This is a genomic window from Bacillus kalamii (genome assembly GCF_047238185.1).
In the GTDB taxonomy this organism is placed as follows: Bacteria; Bacillota; Bacilli; order Bacillales; family DSM-1321; genus Bacillus_AD.
This window is the reverse complement of sequence record NZ_JBDFMI010000001.1, coordinates 1,451,525-1,469,566: the sequence shown is the minus strand read 5'-3', so window position 1 is coordinate 1,469,566 and position 18,042 is coordinate 1,451,525. Positions and strand designations below refer to the sequence as shown.

The following is an 18,042-nucleotide window of genomic DNA, read 5'->3' as shown; positions in this document are numbered from 1 at the left end:
GAAACTTGAATTATTTGTGAAAAATGGGAAAATACGAAAAAGAGAAAAACCAGGCTGCTTTAGGAAAAATCAAAATAGTTCCTTTTCAACAATTTTGGCTGCTTCATCAATTCAGTATAAGTAAGGCTTTGGTCTAAAATAGACGTATTGATGATGAACAAATGATTCTCTATCTCTTTAATAATTCCATGCTCCTGATAGGTGCAGCTGCATGCAGGACAATAAAATGACGGCACTTCTTTTATTTCGATCGCCCTCGTGCCATCAGGCAATTCCCAATAGACGGTGTCCATCACACTTTGGACCGCAGTTTCCTCGCACCACATGCATAATTCATCCATCTTCATCCCTCCTGCGTGCTGCCCGGCACATTTTCTGGCTGTTTCTCTGATATCTGGGCGTTGAATTTTTTATCCCTGATTTTATCACGCCGTTCACGGTTATCCTTTATGGTCGCATGCCCGGGATCCTGTGTATAGGACTCGCGCTTCTGGTACCTCGGTAAGTCCTTCGGCACCAGATTGAATGCCTTATCCTGCATTAGTGCCGAAATCCCTGTAGATTGATGGACTGTTTTTCGATTACCGTAGACAGAATTAAAATAATCATCCGCCGTACCGGGAGTATATGACTCAGGTTCAGGATAGGTTGTTATGACCCCTTCAAAATTACGGAGGACTGTTTTGCCAGGGGATTGAGAAAGCAAGTAATTAGGCTGCAAGGCAATTTTCCCTCCTCCTCCTGGGGCATCCACCACAAAAGTCGGGCAAGCATAACCGCTAGTATGCCCCCTTAAACCTTCAATGATTTCCAAGCCTTTGGATACCGGTGCCCGAAAATGGGAAATCCCTTCCGATAAATCGCATTGGTAAATATAATACGGCCGGACTCTGATCATGACCAAATCATGCACCAGTTGTTTCATGATTGGCACACTATCATTAATCCCCGCAAGAATAACAGATTGATTGCCGACCGGCACACCGGCGTCAACCAGCATTTCACATGCTCTTTTAGACTCTTCTGTTATTTCAATACTTGTGTTGAAATGGGTATTTAGCCAAACTGGATGGTATTTCTTTAATATTGCACATAAGTTTTCAGTGATTCGCTGAGGGAATACGACTGGAGCCCTCGTACCGATCCGAATGATTTCCAAATGTGGAATACTTCGCAGATTTTTCAAGGTATATTCCAATATTGTGTCATTAATGAGGAGGCCGTCCCCACCGGAAATCAATACATCCCTCACTTGAGGCGTCTCACGGATATACGCAATCATCTCGTCGATTTGCTTCTTTGGCACACCCATTCCAATTTGTCCTGAAAAACGCCGCCGGGTGCAATAACGGCAATACATGGAACACTGATTGGTCACCAGAAACAACACCCTGTCCGGATAGCGATGGGTCAGTCCGGGAACTGGTGAATCCTCATCCTCATGAAGGGGGTCCTCTAAATCATATTTCGTTTTATATATTTCTTTCCCGACCGGTACAGATTGCATACGGATTGGGCAGCGAGGATCATCCGGATCCATCAGCCAAGCGTAATAGGGGGTAATATTCAGGGGAATTGTCTTAGTTGATACAAAAACGCCTTCTTCCTCTTCTGGAGTCAAGTTGATGACCTTTTTCAAATCATCCAGCGTACGTATGGTATGAGTCAATTGCCAAAGCCAATCGTTCCATTGTTCATCTGTGACATCTTTCCACAACTCAATATCTTTCCAATGCCTTTTAGGTTTATATAATAATTGATTCATTTTCCAGACCTCCCTGCACTTTGTTATATTACTATGCAAGAGCCGTTCCAGATTCTATTGAGGCGGGCGAAATTTAGTTGAATCCCGGCTTTTTCATTTTATATTGCAGCGTTTGGCGGGGAATGCCAAGCAATTTTGCTGCCTGCAAGACATTTCCGTTTGTTCGTTCCATAGCCATTTCTACCAGCTCTGTTTCCTTATCCATCAAGGCTTGTCTTAAAGAAGGGATCTCGGGAAGGCAAGAGGGAACCTTTTTATTTTTCAAAAATGGCGGCAGCTCTTCCAATAATGTTCCCTCACTGTGTATTGCCATGAATTCAATGCAATGTTTAAGTTCACGGACATTCCCCGGCCACCTATACTGCTTCATCGTTTCCATAACTAAAGGCGAAACTGTTGAAAACCGTTTGTTTAGCCTTCGATTGAAAAACTCCATAAAATGTACGGTCAATAAAGAGATATCACCCGGTCTCTCCCTTAATGGCGGCAGACAGAAACTAAGCACGTTCAGCCGAAAATATAAGTCCGGACGCAGGCTTTTTTCTTCCATTGCTTTCTCAGGATCAATATTCATGGCTGATATCACTCTCACATCGACTTGCTTATCGTTTGTCCCACCTACCCTTCGGATGATTCCATCTTCCAGAACTCTAAGTAGTTTGGCTTGTATACCCATACTCATGGATTGGATTTCATCCAGAAACAACGTCCCTCCGTCCGCCAGTTCAAATAGTCCTTTGCGGTCAACCGCACCCGTATAGCTTCCTTTTGCCGTTCCGAAAAGCAGGCTTTCCAAAAGGGATTCCGGCAACGCTGCACAATTTTGGGCAATAAATGGTCCGCTTGCCCGGGAAGAGGCATTATGGATGCCGTGTACAAACAATTCTTTGCCAGTTCCACTTTCACCATATAGAAGGACAGGCGATGCAGAGCAGGCAGCTTTGCGGCCCCGTTCCACTTCTTGCAGAAATGCCGGGTCATTACTCTTTAAGTCTTCAAAAACATAGGTGGCTGTATGGGAAGCCGTTTTTTTGGTCGGCTTCCGATTTCTTTTATTCTCCAATTCCATCACACGCTCAGTAAGCTGTCTTATGCGGCTATAATCCTTGGCAACCTCAACTGCCGCAATCATTTCGCCGTCCAATTTGATTGGCAGAGTGGTATTGACACTGTCGATTTTCCTGCCGTGCATATTCAAGTAAGATTGCTGGTGATGGTACACCGGTTTACCGGTTTTGATCACCTGCAATAGCGTACTTGTTTTATTGGTTAAAGAAGGGAAAGCCTTCAAGATATGCTTTCCCATCACTTCATCGATCCTCATACCGTCCAATTGGGCAGAAAACGAATTATACACGATTGTCCGGCCAGTTAAATCGACCGCATGTATTCCTTCGTCGATCGAGTTAAGGAGCAACTCCAGGTTTTTCTGTGAAAATACGGTTGACTCAGCCACTTTTTCACTTCCTTTATTCCTATTTCTATATGTATATGAAAAAGTGCCGGATTCTTGTCACCTTTCTGCCCGAAAATCGGCTCTACAAAAATTTCACCCACATATTCATGTCCTCCAAATCCTCAAAAATATAACAATTGTTCACCAGTCTCCCTCTATAAGAATAGCCCAATTTTTTAAAGGCGGCGTTCATGCCGTATGACTTTGCTCTTGCAATGGAATAGAGGCAAAGAATGTGCTTCTCGGCCAACTTTTTCTCCAATAAGCTGATCAACCGTTGCATGAGACCGTATTGCCTATATTCTGGCAATGTGGCACAGTCGGTTATTTCCGCATTCCATTCTGCCTTTGAAATGTCCCCACAAACGGCACTGACTAATCGCCCTTCATGTAAATAGGCAATAAATACGCTTCCCTTATCCATACACTCAGCCACATAGGCAGGATCATCCATCGGGACAGGATATACCTTAAAAACGTGTTTATACAGCGCCGACAGCTGTTCTGCATGCTCCTTCGTACAAGTAACGATCGTAAAGGGAGGATTAGGCTTCTCCGGTCGGGCCGCCCCTTTTTCAATTTGAACCAATAATTGGTCTTCTTCGACCCAAAACTTGCTGTTTCTTCTTTCATGGGCATAAAATTTAGAAAAGAAAAAAGCATCGCTGCCTGCAAAAAAACGGTCTACCATTGCTTCACATACGAATCCTTTGCTTAAAAGGCTTATATACTCTTCTCTTTTTGCTTTGAAAATGATTTTTTCACAACCATGCTTTTCGGCGGCAAGCTCGGCCGTTTCTACAATTTTGTCGATGTTCCCGTAATATTGATCCACTCTGAGGCGTTTATTGAATAAATCAACAGTCATTACGGCCCTAAAATGAGCCCCGATTTCCTCGATTATATAAGCGAGCTGATTCATCCGCACACCTCCCCTCCCAGTATCATTATTCTTCTACCCCACACCAGTCCATGACTGTAGTCGCTATGACCTCCGCTGCTTCCAAAACAGCCTCAATTTCAATATATTCATTGCTGTCATGCGCTTTTTCCGTCACTCCTGGGCCAAAAACGATAACAGGGGTATCACTGTAAGTAGAGAGGATGCCGCCGTCCGTTCCCCACGGTGACGCTTCTATCTTTGCTTCCCGTTTCATCACCTCCTGGAAATTTTTCTTGATTGTTTCCAAGAGGGGATGTCCGCCCTCCAATTTCCCTGGCAGCCATCTTGCTCCAAACCACTCGAGTTCTATATGTTTGGCCGCAAACCAGGAATGCGTTTGGTTTAGCTTGTGAATACAGCCTTCAAGGCCCTTCATGGCCTGCTCGACTGTCTCATAAGGAGAAACGCCATAACGTCCTTCCAATACTGCCAAATCAGGTACCGAAGATGGCCAGTCGCCGCTCTTGCACACGCCAATGTTAATCGGCACTGGTATTGGTATCCCCTTATACAAAGGATCTTCCTTTAATTCTTTATTTCGCTCCATTTCTAATGTTTTCACCTGCTCAAGCACATCGTAGCAAAGATCGATTGCATTCACACCTTCATAACGGGTACCGCCGTGGGCCGACTGCCCCTTAATCAATAAACGAAACCATAATGAACCTTGCTGATAGGGGAATATTTTCATCGATGTCGGTTCTGGGATAATGGCCCCATCTGCTCGATAGCCGCGAAGAACAGCTGCCAAAGTACCTGCACCACCGCTTTCTTCTTCTATGACACTTTGGAAAATCACATCGCCTTTCAATTTGAGTCCGCATGCCAGGATAGCCTCTATTGCCAATAACAGCGCTACATTTCCTCCCTTCATATCTGTTGTGCCGCGTCCGTATAATTTCCCATCGATTTCTTTGCCGCTAAAAGGATGCACATCCCAATCTTCATGATTGCCTTCAGGCACAACATCAATGTGGCCGTTCAGGATGATTGATCTGCCGCCTCCCATCCCTTTCAGGACAGCTACAAGATTCGGGTTTCCTTCAAAAGAATCACGGTCACAATGAAATCCTTCATGCTCTTTTAACTTCGGATTTTCATCTAAATCCCATAAATCAATCACTAATCCCAATTGTCTGCATTTCTCTACAACAACCGCCTGCGCTTTTCCTTCCTTCCCTCTTACTGAGCCTTGCTGAATCAGTTTCCGAAGCAACCATACCATTTCATTTCTTTGGCTGCGTATATAGTGTTGTACCGCTTCTTTATCAGTCATTCCTTTTCCCCCTTCAAAGAGTGATTATTTTATCCGCTATAGCAAAGTCGGCATCTGTTTGTTTTTGAACTTCCTCAATGCTGTATGGGGAAAATAATTCCCTAAGGGTGAATCCTTCTGGCCCAATTGTGAATACAGCCATCTCCGTGATAATCATGGATACACAACTCTTCGCTGTATAGGGAAGAGTGCACTCTTCCACTATTTTCGATAGCCCTTTGTTATCTGACTGGCTCATCGTGACAATGACCTTTTTGGCCTTAGCAGCCAATTCCATTGCTCCGCCCATGCCGGGCACTTTTTTTCCGGGAACGATCCAATTTGCCAAATCTCCTTTTGTACTGACCTGAAGTGCTCCTAATATGGTTACATCAATTTTTCCGCTTCGGATCATACCAAAGGCTGCTGAACTGTCAAAATAGCTCCCCCCGTTTCGCAACGTCACCGGGAACCCGCCTGCATTGCAAAGATTTTCATCTTCTTCCCCTTTCCCGGGAACGTCGGAAATGCCAAGGATCCCGTTCTCACTATGGAAAAAGACATGCTGTTTACTTGACATATAATCCGGGACTAAAGAAGGGATGCCGATCCCGAGATTCACCACCATTCCCGGCCGGATTTCCTGTGCTGCTCTTTTGGCAATGGCGACCCTCACATCTTTTCCCATGCCCATCGCCAGTTCACCCCTTCCGATTGAACAATGTATTGATTATATATGCCAGGCGTTACAATCTCTTCGGGATCAATAGCACCTGCTGGCACAATCGACTCCGCTTCCACTATGGTAATATCTGATGCAGTCGCTACTAAAGGATTCGTATTTCTCGCACTTTTGTCATACACTGCATTTCCGAATTCATCCACTTTTTTCGCAAAAATGATACTGACATCAGCCCTTAGGGCACTTTCAAGCAAATACTCTTTCCCATCCCACTCTATAATCGGTTTATTCAAACGTACCGCTTCATGCCCGACTGCTATATCCGACAATATGGCAGGAATTCCAAAACCTCCTGCCCGTATACGTTCCATAAGAATGCCCTGCGGGGAAAATTCTATCTCCAGCGTTCCCTCATGCATTTGTTTTCCGGCATTCGGATTCGATCCTATATGCGATACAATCAATTTCTTAACTCTTTTTTCCGTTATAAGCCTGCCGATGCCAATATCCGGAAATCCTGTATCATTCCCGATTAAAGTGAGGTCCTTCAAATCACATTTCCGAATAAAATCAATAAGTGTAGGCGGATTGCCTACACCACCGAAACCACCGAACATGATTGACATGCCATTCATAAAAAAAGGGGCTAATTCTTCGATATCCACCACTTTTCCAAAGACATTTTGCATAGACTTCCACTCCCTACTGCATTTTTTGCTTTATTTCATTGTTCAAATGATCTAAGGTCACCTCAAGCCTTTCCAGAAGCATCCGTATTTCCACTTCCGATATCGTAAGTGGAGGAGCAATAATAAACGCATCGCCAAATATGCCATCTTGTCCGGCCTGTGCAGGATACAGCAACAAACCATTTTTCTGTGCATACCCGATCAGCCGGTCCGTCACCTTCCATTCTCTTGGAAAAGGTTCTTTTGTGTTTGGATCCAGCACGCATTCAACACCGATCATTAACCCTTGTCCGCGGATATCACCCATAAAGGGGTATTTTTTTTGCAGATTCTGTAAAGCTTTTTTCAAAATCGCTCCCTTTGCATTTACCTTATCGATCAGTTGGTGTGTTTCTATATAAGACATAACGGCAACGGATGCTGCACAGGACAGCGGATTTGCACTGAATGTATGCCCGCTCATAATACTTCCCGAACCATTTTTAATCTCTTCGATTATATGTTCATGGACAACAGCTGCAGCAATAGGGGTATAGCCTCCGCTCAATCCCTTGCCGAGTGCAATAATATCCGGAATGACTCCATCGTAATCGCATCCAAGCATTTTTCCCGTTCTTCCCATGCCGGTCATGACTTCATCGCAGATAAGCAGAATGTCATTCTCACTGCATATTTGGCGGATTTCTTTCAGATAACCCGGAGGTGAAGGAATAGCACCTCCTGCCGCACCGATGACAGGTTCGCAAATAAAAGCGGCAATGTTATCTTTTCCGATTCTATTAACCATTGTCCGCAGCTCAGCAGCACAGCTTAGACCGCAGCCTGGAAACTCTTTGCCGTATGGACAACGGTAGCAATAAGGAGGAGATATAGAAGGATAGCTTTCCAATAGTTGAACAAACCGATCCCTCCTGAATGAGTGGCCGGACATGGATAACGCGCCCATTGTAATGCCATGATAGCTCATCCATCTCGAAATGATTTTCGTCTTTTTAGGGCTGCCTTTTTCCTGCCAATATTGAATGGCGATTTTCATGGCCGTTTCAGTGGCTTCTGAACCACTATTGACAAAAAAACAATATTGAAGCCCCTTTGGTGTCTGGCCAGCAATTCTGGCTGCCAGTTCTTCAGCCGGCTCGCTTGTGAACTGCGATCTGTAAACAAATGATACTTTCTTCATCTGTTCGTTTACGGCTTCGCGGATTTCATCGACGCCATGTCCGATATTGGCAGTAACTGCACCAGATGAAGCATCGAGATAATCCTTACCGCTTTTGTCATATAGAAATGACCCTTTACCGAAAGAGGCCATAGGGTATGAATCATGAAGCATTGGTTTAATAAGCGAAGAATCTTTCATTTTGATTTCTCCTTTTCCAATTCTTATACTCTATTACTATATGTACAAGTCGCCCTTATCTTGCTAACATAATTTCCCCAAGGGCTTCTTCGCCTTTCAGGAAAAAGAAACAGGCTTGGAGATTTTCTCCAAGCCGTATTGCATGCTTAATTCAATTAACAGCCGCAGTTTCCGCCGCCGTAGCCTCCACAGAAGGAAGCCCCGATGATAATTAACAAGATAAACAATACTACGATTAGAGCGAAGCTACCGCCGCCCCATCCGCCACAGCCGCCACCGCAACCGCCGCCGCCATATCCGTATCCACCGCAACCGCCGCCGCCATATCCAAACCCGCCACATCCATCGTATCCATACATATTGTTTCACTCCTCAAGGTTTCTTTGAACTGTTACTACATTGATACATTATGAGGCTGGGCTTGTGTCTGCATGTGCATTCGCCCATTTTTTCTGCAAAAACCATTATTTTATCGGGACATCCTGCTTCTTTTGAAATGAATAGGGTACATATTTATAATAGAAAAAAACAGCAATGAAAATCGAGGTATGGTTCAATGAAAACTCAATGGATTAAATACGCAGCAATCGGCATTACTGCATTTGCCATGATCGGAAGCAGTATGTATCTAAGCAAATGCTATAGCGCACAGGAAAAAAGACAGAATCATGAAACTGTTTATGACCGGATCGAGTCACACAAAATCGTTTCATACCTTGTCATAGGCGACAGTATAGGAAGGGGCAGCGGTGCAAGCAATACTTCACAAAAATGGTTTAAACAGCTTGAGGATAAAATGCAGCGGCAACTTATGGTGAATTTGAAAGGCAATTACATTGTCCAGAGCGGATCAACAGCATTCGAAGGGCTTTACAAGCTACAATTGGCTAAACAGAGCTATCCGGGAAAATATGATCTTATCTTTATTGTATTCGGGGAAAACGACCGGAAGTATATGAATGCGCACGAATTCAGTATTATGTATGAAGCATTGCTTCGGCAAGCAAAAAAGGATTACCCAAAGGCTGATGTCATAACAATTACGGAAAGCCCGCTTGATAATAAGTCTTTCATTAACAGTATTGAAACTCTTTCTGCGTATTATCAAGCGACCAATGTCAATATGGCAGAAGCATTCCGGCAAAGCGGCAAAAAAACAGAGGAGCTATCAGTGGACGGCATCCATCCAAATGATGAAGGCTACCAAATATACGCTGACCAAATCTATAAAGCGTTGTTAGCCAACACCGTACAAAAAAAGAAAGTGGCAGCTTTAACGATCCCTTTGTATAAAGATAGCGACATTACCTTTGACCTGTATTCGGATGTCTCTAAACAAAAAGGATTTCTTCATCAAAATCATTACTATACTGCGCAGAAAAAAGGAAGCTACATTGAGTTCGCTTTCTATGGAAGCATGTTGGGCATGAAGCTTCTCCGATCTCCGGAAGGCGGAAAGGTAAACATTTATATCGATAATCAATACACCACCACTATTTCCACCTGGTGGCCGTTTCAAAGGGAACGTTTTATTTATATAACCAGCGGCTTGAATCCCGGAAAACATACCGTACGCTTTGAAGCGACTGGTGAAAGCAGTAAAAAGAATATGACTAATCAATCCATTATCCAATTATCTTCTGTTATCATGACAAAAAAATGGGATGGAAAATCGTATATTCATCCTGATGCCGACAAATAAATACATAAAAGCCCTTCCTATTCTAGAGGAAGGGCTTTTATTATGTAACCATATTATTTAGGGTTAACTGTCATTACTGTTGTTTCACCTTTTGTTAAAGCGGAATCAGTCCCTTTTTCAATAGAACCTACTGCATCTGTATTCGTAATAATGACCGGTGTTACGATGCTTTTCGCTTTTTCACGGATGATATCAAGATCGAATGAAATCAGCTTGTCGCCTTTTTTCACTTTATCTCCTTCTTTTACGTGAGCTTCAAAGCCCTCTCCTTTTAGAGCAACCGTCTCTAACCCGATATGGATAAGGATTTCTGTATTATTGCTGGTTTTTAGACCAACTGCATGTTTAGTCGGAAATACTTGAAGCACTTCTGCATCGATTGGTGCCACGATTACACCTTCAGAAGGTTCAACTGCAATTCCGTCTCCCATCATTTTTTCACTGAAAACTGGATCTGGTACTTCTTCCAAAGGAATAAGTTTCCCAGTAGCAGGAGCTGCCAATACATCGTTGTTAGTCTCTTCGTTTTTTCCGAAAAGTTTTTTAAAGAACATAAAACTTCCGCCTTTCTGAATGTCTGAATCTGTATTAAGTAGTTTATACATTTCACAAAATAATACTTTACCACAAAAATATTATTTATGTAAACAGTTTCACATACATACCATATCCTTCAGTCTCTAAAGATTCAACTGGTATAAATCGTAACGCTGCCGAATTAATGCAATAACGCGTCCCTGAAGGTCCTGGCCCGTCAGGAAATACATGGCCAAGATGGGAGTCCGCACTTTTGCTTCTAACCTCGGTACGGCGCATGCCATGGCTTGTATCGAACTTCTCCATAATTTCCTGGCTATCGATCGGCTTTGTGAAACTCGGCCACCCACAGCCTGCGTCGTACTGGTCTTTGGAGGAAAATAAAGGTTCCCCAGATACGATGTCAACATATATCCCATCCTGTTTATTATTATAATATTCATTTCGGAATGGAGGCTCTGTCCCATTATTTTGCGTAACCTCATATTGCATGGGTGTCAGGCGTTTCTTCAGCTCTTCTTTATTCATCTTTATTCCCCCAATGGTTCTTAATAAAACCAGCTCTTCCCGACCCCTGATGATACGCATTATAATGGGCTGGGTTTTTTTCGTAATATTGCTGATGGTACTCTTCTGCCTCATAAAAGGCAGCAGCAGGAATGATGGGCGTTACAATCGGCTTAGAAAAACGGCCGCTTGCCTGAAGTTCTTGTTTCGATTGTTCCGCTTCTATTTTTTGTTCCTCATCATGATAGAAAATGGCTGTTTTATAAGACGTGCCCCGATCATAAAACTGGCCGCCCTCATCCGTAGGGTCGATTTGCATCCAAAAAATAGTCAATAATTCTTTATAGGAAATGATATCCGGATCATATGTAATTTGGACAGCTTCATAATGGCCCGTCGTATCACTGCATACCTCTTCATAGGTGGGCTTTTGAGTATGTCCCCCAGTATATCCTGACATCACTTTTTCAACTCCGTCATAGCGGTCGAATGGTTTAACCATACACCAAAAACAACCACCTGCAAAAGTGGCCTTTGCTCTTTTCTCTCCCACTGCTTTTCCCTCCCATTTATTTTTCAGACGTCAGGAATACAATTCCACAGCCTTATTTTACCTTTTATCCCTGTGTTATTAAAGTATAACGATTCCCTTAGGGAAGCTTTTTAAACTATCCAGGATGTAAACGCATTCTTTTTATGTATTCACCAATAGTACCTAATTAGCATACATTTAATACGAATGAACGCCCAACGAAAGGAGTATTCTCATGGAATCAAGAAACGCTCACCATTATTTTGAAAAAGCCTCCAAGTATGCTTTGTTGGCAGACTTTTATAAATATACCAATCCAAATTTGCATATTCACTATTATCATAAACAATTGCACGCTATACAAAGAGCACTGAATGCCGAAAGGGGCCACACTGCGCTTACTGGCAGAGATCACACGGGAAGGATTAGACTATTGCACGCTAAACCTGATGGTCCGAATGTGGATATCTACATCAATGGCACCCGTATTCTAAAGGACTTCCCATATAAAAAGGCATCTGATTACTTAACTATCCCTGCAGGAAAATACCAAATGGATGTGTATCCAGCCGGAGATCAAACATCCACAGTGGCAAGCCGCAAGATTGATGTTGAGCCAAGCAAATTATACACCGTTGCTGTTGCAGGTATAGGTACCGATAACAGGCTTTTAGCCTTTGAAGACCAGCCTTTTGTACCGCATGGCGAATCAAAATTCCGTTTTATCCACCTTTCGCCTGACGCACCGCCAGTGGATGTCGCTGTAACGCATAGTGATGTTGTCTTCGAGGATATACCATTCAGAAAAGCAACCGACTATATAGGGGTGACACCCATGGAGCTTGACCTTGAAATCAGGCCCTCAGGTACAAAAGATGTCATTTTACCCTTACCGAATGTGTCACTTAAACAGGATACACCATACACCATCTATGCAGTAGGGACTGTTGAAGGAAGCGCTCCTTTGGAAGCACTGATGATGGTTCCGTAGCTGTCTCTCACACGCTTAGATTATGCAAATAAGATAAAAATAAACGCCCGGCAGCATTCAGCAGGGCGTTTCTGTCATTTATTCTGTCGGCACGATCAATTTAAACGAAATATCATCTTTTTTAAGATCAAATGTATTCACCTTTAAAATGGATCCTCCCACTAAATCCATATCCCTGAAATTCACATAAATTTCCTCTTTCTTTGGATTAATGTCCAGCCATTCAGGGAAAGATTTCTTTTTGTCGATAAAATTGAGCACATAAGCCACCGGAAGGTTCATATTCCCCAATTCCATGGAACGTTGCTTCAAAACTAGATTCCCGTTATCAAGCGGAACTGGCTTAAACGTCATTTTCAGTTGGAGATTTTTACTGAACACAGGGATTTCTGTATAGAATTCGATGCTTTTATCCAGTATAACCTGGTATTTGAAAGATTCGGGGCTTTCTTCCTTTTGAATGTAATTGGCAATCAACTTATTCAATGTATCTTTTTCTGCCTTGATTTCTATTGCTGATTTCTCCTGGCTTGTCTTTGTGACCTCCGCTTCTGGAAAGGGTTTATCCTTTGGAATCCCCACCATGGAAAGCACAATGAGAAAGGCAAGCACCATAAGGCCAAGCAGGCCAAAAAAACTATATTTCCATATCTTTGCACGCTCTTTCTTCACTCTTCGTTCTCCTCTCAGATGAATCATTCTCCTTTTTTCCCTGCTTCTTCTTTAATGGCTGGGATACTATGTTTTTTCAACGAATCAAACACGGCTCCCGCAATCTTTTCGTATCCGTCCGTATTCGGGTGAAAATAATCTTCCTCATAAATAAGGTTTTCAGTATTTTTGGCAAATAAATCACTGATACTTACAAAATAAGCGTTTTTGTATGTATCGACAATCTTTTTGCTCGTATCGTTCCATTTATCCAGCACTTCTTCAAATTCATCAATATTGGCCAACCACTTCTGGAAAGGATTATAAAGACCTATTAAATAGATATCCGCATCTTTGTTTTCTTCTCTAATAAAAGATAGAACGTTTTTTACGTTTTTTTCGTATGTATCCAGCCCTTCGTTGAAGTGGGATACTTTAATATGGGTATAATGGTTTCTTACTACATCCATAACGTCGTTTCCGCCAATGGTAATCATGACTATGTCCGCATTTTTTATGGAATGGACGGCTCCTTTTTTGTGGATTTTGGGGATCAACTCCGTCGATGTAAGCCCTCTTTTTCCATTTTGCGTCAAATGGATATCTTTAATGGCTGGCTCCTTTTCCAAATCATCGATAAGGACAGATGGATAACCGCCCTTCTTCGTATGGTCGCCTACCCCCTCTGTCAAAGAATCGCCAATCGCAGTAATATTTAAATTAACAGGTGAGTATTTTTCATACACCTGATCTTTTTCCTCCAGGTTAAGTCCTCTCTTGTCGGAAGAAGATTTCATTGATTTTAAATCCGACAATGAACAAGCAGATAACAGGGAGCATGCAATCAATAGCAGTATGGCTTTCTTTATCAAGTCTCGCACCCCTATTTCTTCAGTTTAATACATGTATGTATTGTTTTAAGTTTATTCCATTTTATTCGTTCAATGCTTACAAATGCCCCATGCTCTTCCTTGAAGCGTTTTACTTGCTGCAAGCGGAAAAACAGGCATTAAAGCCGCCTGTTTAAGATTTTTGGAGAATATGGATATGCTCTATGATTTCGTCCAAAGGAAAATCTTTGACACCAGAGTAGCTCTTAACGATTTTCCCTTCCTGGTTCACCAAATAAACATCCGTCCCATGAATCACCTGATCTCCTGTTTCCGGCTTCTTAACAAGGGTATGGAATTGATCGGCAGCAAATTTTTCTATATAGGATTGCTCATAACCGGTCAAAAATTGCCAATTAGCATAATCAATATTGAATTGATCGGCAAATGATTTCAGGACGGCAGGAGTATCCACTTTGGGATCGACACTGAATGAGACAAATTCGACATCCTTAATGCCTTCTTCCTTCAGCTTTTTTTGCAGCTTAGCCATATTTGAAGTCATCGGCAAGCATACATCCGCGCACGTTGTAAACATAAAATCCGCCACCCATATTTTCCCCTTCAAATCTTCTGATGATATATCCTGTTGGTTTTGATTGGTAAATGTGAATGGTTTTACCGGCCAGTCCGTACTGTCTGGAATCGTTTTGTCTGCACACCCCGCCATTACAAAGAAAACGGACAGCAAGAGGCCCAGAACCCATTTCCCATTCGAAATCATCTCTATCATCCTTTTAAAGTCGTTTACATTCCGTAACATTCTATCAAACTATTTCAAAAAATAAAAGGCTTGTAATTGCCTCCAACCAGCAGATGCATCCATTTATATGGAAAACTCCATATAATCTGCATGTTTCTATGGTAAAATAAGTATAAATATTAAATAATGATGAAGGTGAGCTGCTATGATAAAAAAACGGATTATCCCTTTGATGGCCATTCTTATGCTTGTCCTTGCCGGATGCTCCAGCAACGATGAGAACACAGCAAACGAGGCCCATAATGGCAAGACCAGCCAATCAGAAAACCGTGACATTCAGGAGAAGACTTCCGGAATTAATCAATTGCCGGCTTTTTTGAATGATAAACCGGATCAAATGAAAACCATCTATTCTGCTTCTGCCAAAAGCGCCGAATTACTGGCATCCATTCCGTGCTATTGCGGCTGTGGCGAATCAGCGGGCCATAAAAGCAATTTGAATTGCTTTGTAGCTGATACTAAAAAGGATGGAAGCATTATTTGGGACGACCATGGAACAAAATGCAAGGTTTGCCTGGATATCGCCGCTGAAAGCATTGTCCGATACAATAAAGGCAATTCGCCGGCAGAGATTCGCGCCTATATAGATGAAACATACAAAGAAGGCTACGCAAAGCCTACCCCTACACCAATGCCACATGCTTGACAGCAAAAAAAGGATGGTTTTCCATCCTTTTTTATGTTATGCAGACCCATAATGTTCTTCCTCGTCCATAATCTCAAGTGCCTCCATCCTTTTCAACCTTCTCTTATACACAATCTTCGATAAGGAAATACTGATTTCATATAAAAGAAGCAATGGAACAGTTACTAAAAAATCAGACATGAATTCAGGGGGAGTAATGACAACAGCTATGATCACCAATACAAAATATGCATATTTTCTGATTTTAGAAAGGACAAAAGGATTGATTAATCCAATCGACGTAAGGAACATAACGATAACAGGCAATTCAAATAACACGCCAAACGGAATTGTCATATTCATCATAAAACCGAAATATTTATCGACCGTAAAATTCGTAACAAATAAATCGTTGCCGAGATCCATTAAAAATCGCAAGACATTCGGAAATATGACAAAATAGCCAAAGCTTAACCCTCCTACGAATAAAAGAAATAAAGCCGGTATATAAGAAAGTGTTATCTTCTGTTCATTTGGATGTAGCGCAGGCTTGACGAACAGCCATATCTGCAGCGCTAAAACAGGAATAGTGCCAGCAACCGCCACAATAGTCGCAAGCGCAAAATATACCCAAATGATGTCGCTTGGACCTAGAACCATCAGCTTCACATCCAGGTCTCTAACAAACCAATGGTAGATGTCTTTAACAAATACAAAACCAACGATAAAAAAGAGGATAAAAAACAAGACAGTCCATATGATCCTTTTGCGCAATTCCTCAAGGTGCTCCACCACATTTAATTCTTTATCCGCCATAGACGCCATAACCACCTTTATACTCAAACATATCGGCTTATCTGTTACAATGAAGCTTTGAATGGCAGATGAGCCTTTTTTCGGTACACTTTTCCTCAAAAAAGGTGCAGGATGATACCATCCCACACCCGTGACGCTTTTTATTTCGTTATTTTTTTCTTTTCGTCTTCAAATTCTTCCATTACATCGCTTGTAAGTTCGCGTGTTGATTTTTTGAATTCACGCAGAGTCTGTCCAAAAGCCCGGCCGATTTCGGGCAGTTTCTTAGGGCCAAAAATAATAAGTGCCAATACAAGGATTAGAATTAAACCCGGTACCCCAATATTTTGAAACATGATAAACATCCCTTTCAAATATAGTAGAACGATGCTCCACTATTATTATAGTATTTTAATCATTGATTGGGTAAATAAACCAGCCATCTTCATATAAAAGACATACTTTGATTGTTATTCTTTGAAAGTTCAGGTGAGGGTGCCTTCGTAACCATTGTATACTACACTCGCTTTAATTTCCAGATTATATCAATAAATTAAATAATTTCTCATCTTTATTGACCTCAACATAATGAAAGCCTTTCTTTTTCATCCGCTGGATCATATCGTTGTATTCTCCCGGTTTTTTGAGCTCAATGCCGACAAGTGCTGGACCGGATTCTTTATTATTATTTTTCGTATATTCAAATCTGGTAATATCATCATTAGGTCCGAGGACTTCATCCAAAAATTCCCTTAACGCACCGGCCCGCTGTGGAAAATTGACAATAAAATAATGAAGAAAGCCTTCGTACAATAAAGACCTCTCCTTGATTTCCTGCATACGGTCGATATCATTGTTTCCGCCGCTAATGATGCAAACAACATTTTTCCCTTTGATCTGGTCACGGTATTGGTCTAATGCTGCAATAGAAAGCGCTCCTGCCGGTTCAGCAACGATTGCCTGTTCATTATATAATTTTAAAATCGTTGTACATACTTTCCCCTCAGGAACCACTACAATATCTTCCACATTCTGATTGCACATTTCGAATGTTTTCCCACCGACACATTTCACTGCCGCACCATCAACAAAACCATCGATCTCCTCAAGTGCAGTCACTTGTTTTTGCTTTATCGAGGCGTGCATGCCGCTTGCTCCCTTTGGCTCGACGCCTATACACTTCGTATCTGGCGAAATACTTTTACAATAGGTGGATACACCTGCCATCAACCCTCCACCGCCGATTGCAGCGAATACATAATCAACATGCTCGTCACAATCATGCATAAATTCAACTGCAACGGTTCCTTGCCCAGCCATCACTTTTTCATCATCAAATGGATGAATGAACGTTCTTTTTTCTTGTTCACAGCATTCCATTGCTTTAGCAAAAGAGTCGTCAAACGTATCTCCTGTCAAGTATATGTCCACTAAATCTTTACCGAACATTTTCACCTGGTTCACTTTTTGCCGTGGTGTCGTTGCCGGCATAAAAATTTTCCCTTGAATATTCATTTTTCGGCATGCGTAGGCCACTCCCTGTGCATGGTTGCCAGCACTAGCGCACACGACGCCATTAGCTCTCTCTACCTCATTCAAGCTTTTCATCTTATAATAAGCGCCTCTTAATTTAAAGGAACGGACATACTGCAAGTCTTCCCTCTTCAAATAAACAGAGCACTCGAATTCTTCAGAAAGACGGCGGTCCCTTTGCAGCGGTGTATGCAGCACCACTTCCTTCAATTGTTGGTATGCAATAAGTATATCTTCTACATGTAACGTTTTTTTTGTATTGACAGCTGTATTCATACGTTCCCTTCTTCCCTGAAAAACTTTTGTCTGCTAATTCCGTAAATTATATCACTCTGCCGCAATAAATCAACAGATTTTTCTAATAAT

The 18,042-nt window shown here is 42.1% G+C and carries 20 protein-coding genes and 1 pseudogene; 3 read left to right on the top strand and 18 right to left on the bottom strand.

Features of this window, described 5'->3' with window-relative positions; genetic code table 11:
• Positions 1-59: 59 nt before the first annotated feature.
• The 9 genes and pseudogenes from ABC357_RS07400 to ABC357_RS07360 all read right to left on the bottom strand — a co-directional run.
• Complete coding sequence (locus tag ABC357_RS07400) at positions 60-326, bottom strand: YokU family protein (RefSeq protein WP_412888607.1); 267 nt, start codon at positions 324-326, stop codon at positions 60-62.
• A 17-nt stretch (positions 327-343) separates the two neighbouring features.
• On the bottom strand, positions 344-1,765 hold the full coding sequence (gene kamA, locus ABC357_RS07395) for a lysine 2,3-aminomutase (RefSeq protein WP_412886884.1): 1,422 nt from the start codon (positions 1,763-1,765) through the stop codon (positions 344-346).
• 73 nt (positions 1,766-1,838) lie between these two features.
• Entirely contained in the window at positions 1,839-3,221 is a 1,383-nt protein-coding gene (locus ABC357_RS07390) for a sigma-54 interaction domain-containing protein (RefSeq protein ID WP_412886883.1), read from the bottom strand.
• An 82-nt stretch (positions 3,222-3,303) separates the two neighbouring features.
• On the bottom strand, positions 3,304-4,143 hold the full coding sequence (ablB, locus tag ABC357_RS07385; RefSeq protein ID WP_412886882.1) for a putative beta-lysine N-acetyltransferase: 840 nt from the start codon (positions 4,141-4,143) through the stop codon (positions 3,304-3,306).
• A gap of 25 nt (positions 4,144-4,168) precedes the next feature.
• Entirely contained in the window at positions 4,169-5,440 is a 1,272-nt protein-coding gene (locus ABC357_RS07380) for a peptidase (protein ID WP_412886881.1), read from the bottom strand.
• Between the two features lie 13 nt (positions 5,441-5,453).
• Positions 5,454-6,113, bottom strand: a complete 660-nt coding sequence (locus ABC357_RS07375; protein ID WP_412886880.1) for a 3-oxoacid CoA-transferase subunit B — start codon at positions 6,111-6,113, stop codon at positions 5,454-5,456.
• Entirely contained in the window at positions 6,092-6,790 is a 699-nt protein-coding gene (locus tag ABC357_RS07370) for a CoA transferase subunit A (RefSeq protein WP_412886879.1), read from the bottom strand. Before ABC357_RS07370 ends, ABC357_RS07375 begins: the two co-directional genes overlap by 22 nt.
• A gap of 13 nt (positions 6,791-6,803) precedes the next feature.
• The gene (locus tag ABC357_RS07365; RefSeq protein ID WP_412886878.1) at positions 6,804-8,150 is read right to left on the bottom strand and encodes an aspartate aminotransferase family protein; all 1,347 of its coding nucleotides are present in this window, start codon (positions 8,148-8,150) and stop codon (positions 6,804-6,806) included.
• A gap of 155 nt (positions 8,151-8,305) precedes the next feature.
• Positions 8,306-8,413, bottom strand: a pseudogene (locus ABC357_RS07360) (YjcZ family sporulation protein); the annotation flags it as partial.
• Between the two features lie 293 nt (positions 8,414-8,706).
• Between ABC357_RS07360 and ABC357_RS07355 the strand changes: the two are divergent.
• On the top strand, positions 8,707-9,852 hold the full coding sequence (locus ABC357_RS07355; RefSeq protein ID WP_412886877.1) for an SGNH/GDSL hydrolase family protein: 1,146 nt from the start codon (positions 8,707-8,709) through the stop codon (positions 9,850-9,852).
• Between the two features lie 53 nt (positions 9,853-9,905).
• On the opposite strand, the gene ABC357_RS07350 is transcribed toward ABC357_RS07355, so the two are convergent.
• From ABC357_RS07350 to msrA, 3 genes are all read right to left on the bottom strand, one after another.
• Positions 9,906-10,406 carry a PTS sugar transporter subunit IIA gene (locus ABC357_RS07350; RefSeq protein WP_412886876.1) on the bottom strand — a complete coding sequence of 167 codons (501 nt, stop codon included), beginning with the start codon at positions 10,404-10,406 and terminating at the stop codon, positions 9,906-9,908.
• Positions 10,407-10,491: 85 nt separating this feature from the next.
• On the bottom strand, positions 10,492-10,923 hold the full coding sequence (gene msrB, locus ABC357_RS07345) for a peptide-methionine (R)-S-oxide reductase MsrB (protein ID WP_412888606.1): 432 nt from the start codon (positions 10,921-10,923) through the stop codon (positions 10,492-10,494).
• Positions 10,910-11,398: a peptide-methionine (S)-S-oxide reductase MsrA gene (gene msrA / locus ABC357_RS07340; RefSeq protein ID WP_412888605.1), complete on the bottom strand. Its 489-nt coding sequence runs from the start codon at positions 11,396-11,398 to the stop codon at positions 10,910-10,912. The genes msrB and msrA overlap by 14 nt, the downstream gene beginning before the upstream one ends.
• A 265-nt stretch (positions 11,399-11,663) precedes the next feature.
• Here msrA and ABC357_RS07335 point away from each other — a divergent pair, with 265 nt between their 5' ends.
• Complete coding sequence (locus ABC357_RS07335; protein ID WP_412886875.1) at positions 11,664-12,419, top strand: DUF4397 domain-containing protein; 756 nt, start codon at positions 11,664-11,666, stop codon at positions 12,417-12,419.
• 78 nt (positions 12,420-12,497) lie between these two features.
• Here the strand turns inward: ABC357_RS07335 and ABC357_RS07330 are convergent, their stop codons facing one another.
• The 3 genes from ABC357_RS07330 to ABC357_RS07320 form a co-directional block, all read right to left on the bottom strand.
• Positions 12,498-13,091, bottom strand: a complete 594-nt coding sequence (locus tag ABC357_RS07330) for a YpmS family protein (RefSeq protein ID WP_412886874.1) — start codon at positions 13,089-13,091, stop codon at positions 12,498-12,500.
• A gap of 23 nt (positions 13,092-13,114) precedes the next feature.
• Positions 13,115-13,942 (bottom strand): DUF459 domain-containing protein, encoded by an 828-nt coding sequence (locus ABC357_RS07325; RefSeq protein WP_412886873.1) that lies wholly within the window; start codon positions 13,940-13,942, stop codon positions 13,115-13,117.
• A gap of 151 nt (positions 13,943-14,093) precedes the next feature.
• The gene (locus ABC357_RS07320) at positions 14,094-14,684 is read right to left on the bottom strand and encodes an SCO family protein (RefSeq protein WP_412886872.1); all 591 of its coding nucleotides are present in this window, start codon (positions 14,682-14,684) and stop codon (positions 14,094-14,096) included.
• Between the two features lie 187 nt (positions 14,685-14,871).
• Between ABC357_RS07320 and ABC357_RS07315 the strand changes: the two genes are divergently transcribed.
• Positions 14,872-15,369 (top strand): PCYCGC motif-containing (lipo)protein, encoded by a 498-nt coding sequence (locus ABC357_RS07315; protein ID WP_412888604.1) that lies wholly within the window; start codon positions 14,872-14,874, stop codon positions 15,367-15,369.
• A 36-nt stretch (positions 15,370-15,405) separates the two neighbouring features.
• Here ABC357_RS07315 and tatC read toward each other — a convergent pair whose 3' ends face one another.
• The 3 genes from tatC to ilvA form a co-directional block, all read right to left on the bottom strand.
• Positions 15,406-16,164: a twin-arginine translocase subunit TatC gene (gene tatC, locus ABC357_RS07310; RefSeq protein ID WP_412886871.1), complete on the bottom strand. Its 759-nt coding sequence runs from the start codon at positions 16,162-16,164 to the stop codon at positions 15,406-15,408.
• Between the two features lie 140 nt (positions 16,165-16,304).
• Positions 16,305-16,499 carry a twin-arginine translocase TatA/TatE family subunit gene (locus ABC357_RS07305; protein ID WP_412886870.1) on the bottom strand — a complete coding sequence of 65 codons (195 nt, stop codon included), beginning with the start codon at positions 16,497-16,499 and terminating at the stop codon, positions 16,305-16,307.
• Positions 16,500-16,683: 184 nt separating this feature from the next.
• Entirely contained in the window at positions 16,684-17,952 is a 1,269-nt protein-coding gene (gene ilvA / locus ABC357_RS07300; RefSeq protein ID WP_412886869.1) for a threonine ammonia-lyase IlvA, read from the bottom strand.
• Positions 17,953-18,042: the final 90 nt, after the last annotated feature.

Excerpts from the sequence above, each read along its gene's own strand:
- ABC357_RS07400 (WP_412888607.1), bottom strand. The coding sequence starts at position 326 with ATGTGGTGCGAGGAAACTGCGGTCCAAAGTGTGATGGACACCGTCTAT.
- kamA (WP_412886884.1), bottom strand. The coding sequence starts at position 1,765 with ATGAATCAATTATTATATAAACCTAAAAGGCATTGGAAAGATATTGAG.
- ablB (WP_412886882.1), bottom strand. The coding sequence starts at position 4,143 with ATGAATCAGCTCGCTTATATAATCGAGGAAATCGGGGCTCATTTTAGG.
- ABC357_RS07380 (WP_412886881.1), bottom strand. The coding sequence starts at position 5,440 with ATGACTGATAAAGAAGCGGTACAACACTATATACGCAGCCAAAGAAAT.
- ABC357_RS07375 (WP_412886880.1), bottom strand. The coding sequence starts at position 6,113 with ATGGGCATGGGAAAAGATGTGAGGGTCGCCATTGCCAAAAGAGCAGCA.
- ABC357_RS07370 (WP_412886879.1), bottom strand. The coding sequence starts at position 6,790 with ATGCAAAATGTCTTTGGAAAAGTGGTGGATATCGAAGAATTAGCCCCT.
- ABC357_RS07365 (WP_412886878.1), bottom strand. The coding sequence starts at position 8,150 with ATGAAAGATTCTTCGCTTATTAAACCAATGCTTCATGATTCATACCCT.
- ABC357_RS07355 (WP_412886877.1), top strand. The coding sequence starts at position 8,707 with ATGAAAACTCAATGGATTAAATACGCAGCAATCGGCATTACTGCATTT.
- ABC357_RS07350 (WP_412886876.1), bottom strand. The coding sequence starts at position 10,406 with ATGTTCTTTAAAAAACTTTTCGGAAAAAACGAAGAGACTAACAACGAT.
- msrA (WP_412888605.1), bottom strand. The coding sequence starts at position 11,398 with ATGGTTAAACCATTCGACCGCTATGACGGAGTTGAAAAAGTGATGTCA.
- ABC357_RS07335 (WP_412886875.1), top strand. The coding sequence starts at position 11,664 with ATGGAATCAAGAAACGCTCACCATTATTTTGAAAAAGCCTCCAAGTAT.
- ABC357_RS07320 (WP_412886872.1), bottom strand. The coding sequence starts at position 14,684 with ATGATTTCGAATGGGAAATGGGTTCTGGGCCTCTTGCTGTCCGTTTTC.
- tatC (WP_412886871.1), bottom strand. The coding sequence starts at position 16,164 with ATGGCGGATAAAGAATTAAATGTGGTGGAGCACCTTGAGGAATTGCGC.
- ABC357_RS07305 (WP_412886870.1), bottom strand. The coding sequence starts at position 16,499 with ATGTTTCAAAATATTGGGGTACCGGGTTTAATTCTAATCCTTGTATTG.
- ilvA (WP_412886869.1), bottom strand. The coding sequence starts at position 17,952 with ATGAATACAGCTGTCAATACAAAAAAAACGTTACATGTAGAAGATATA.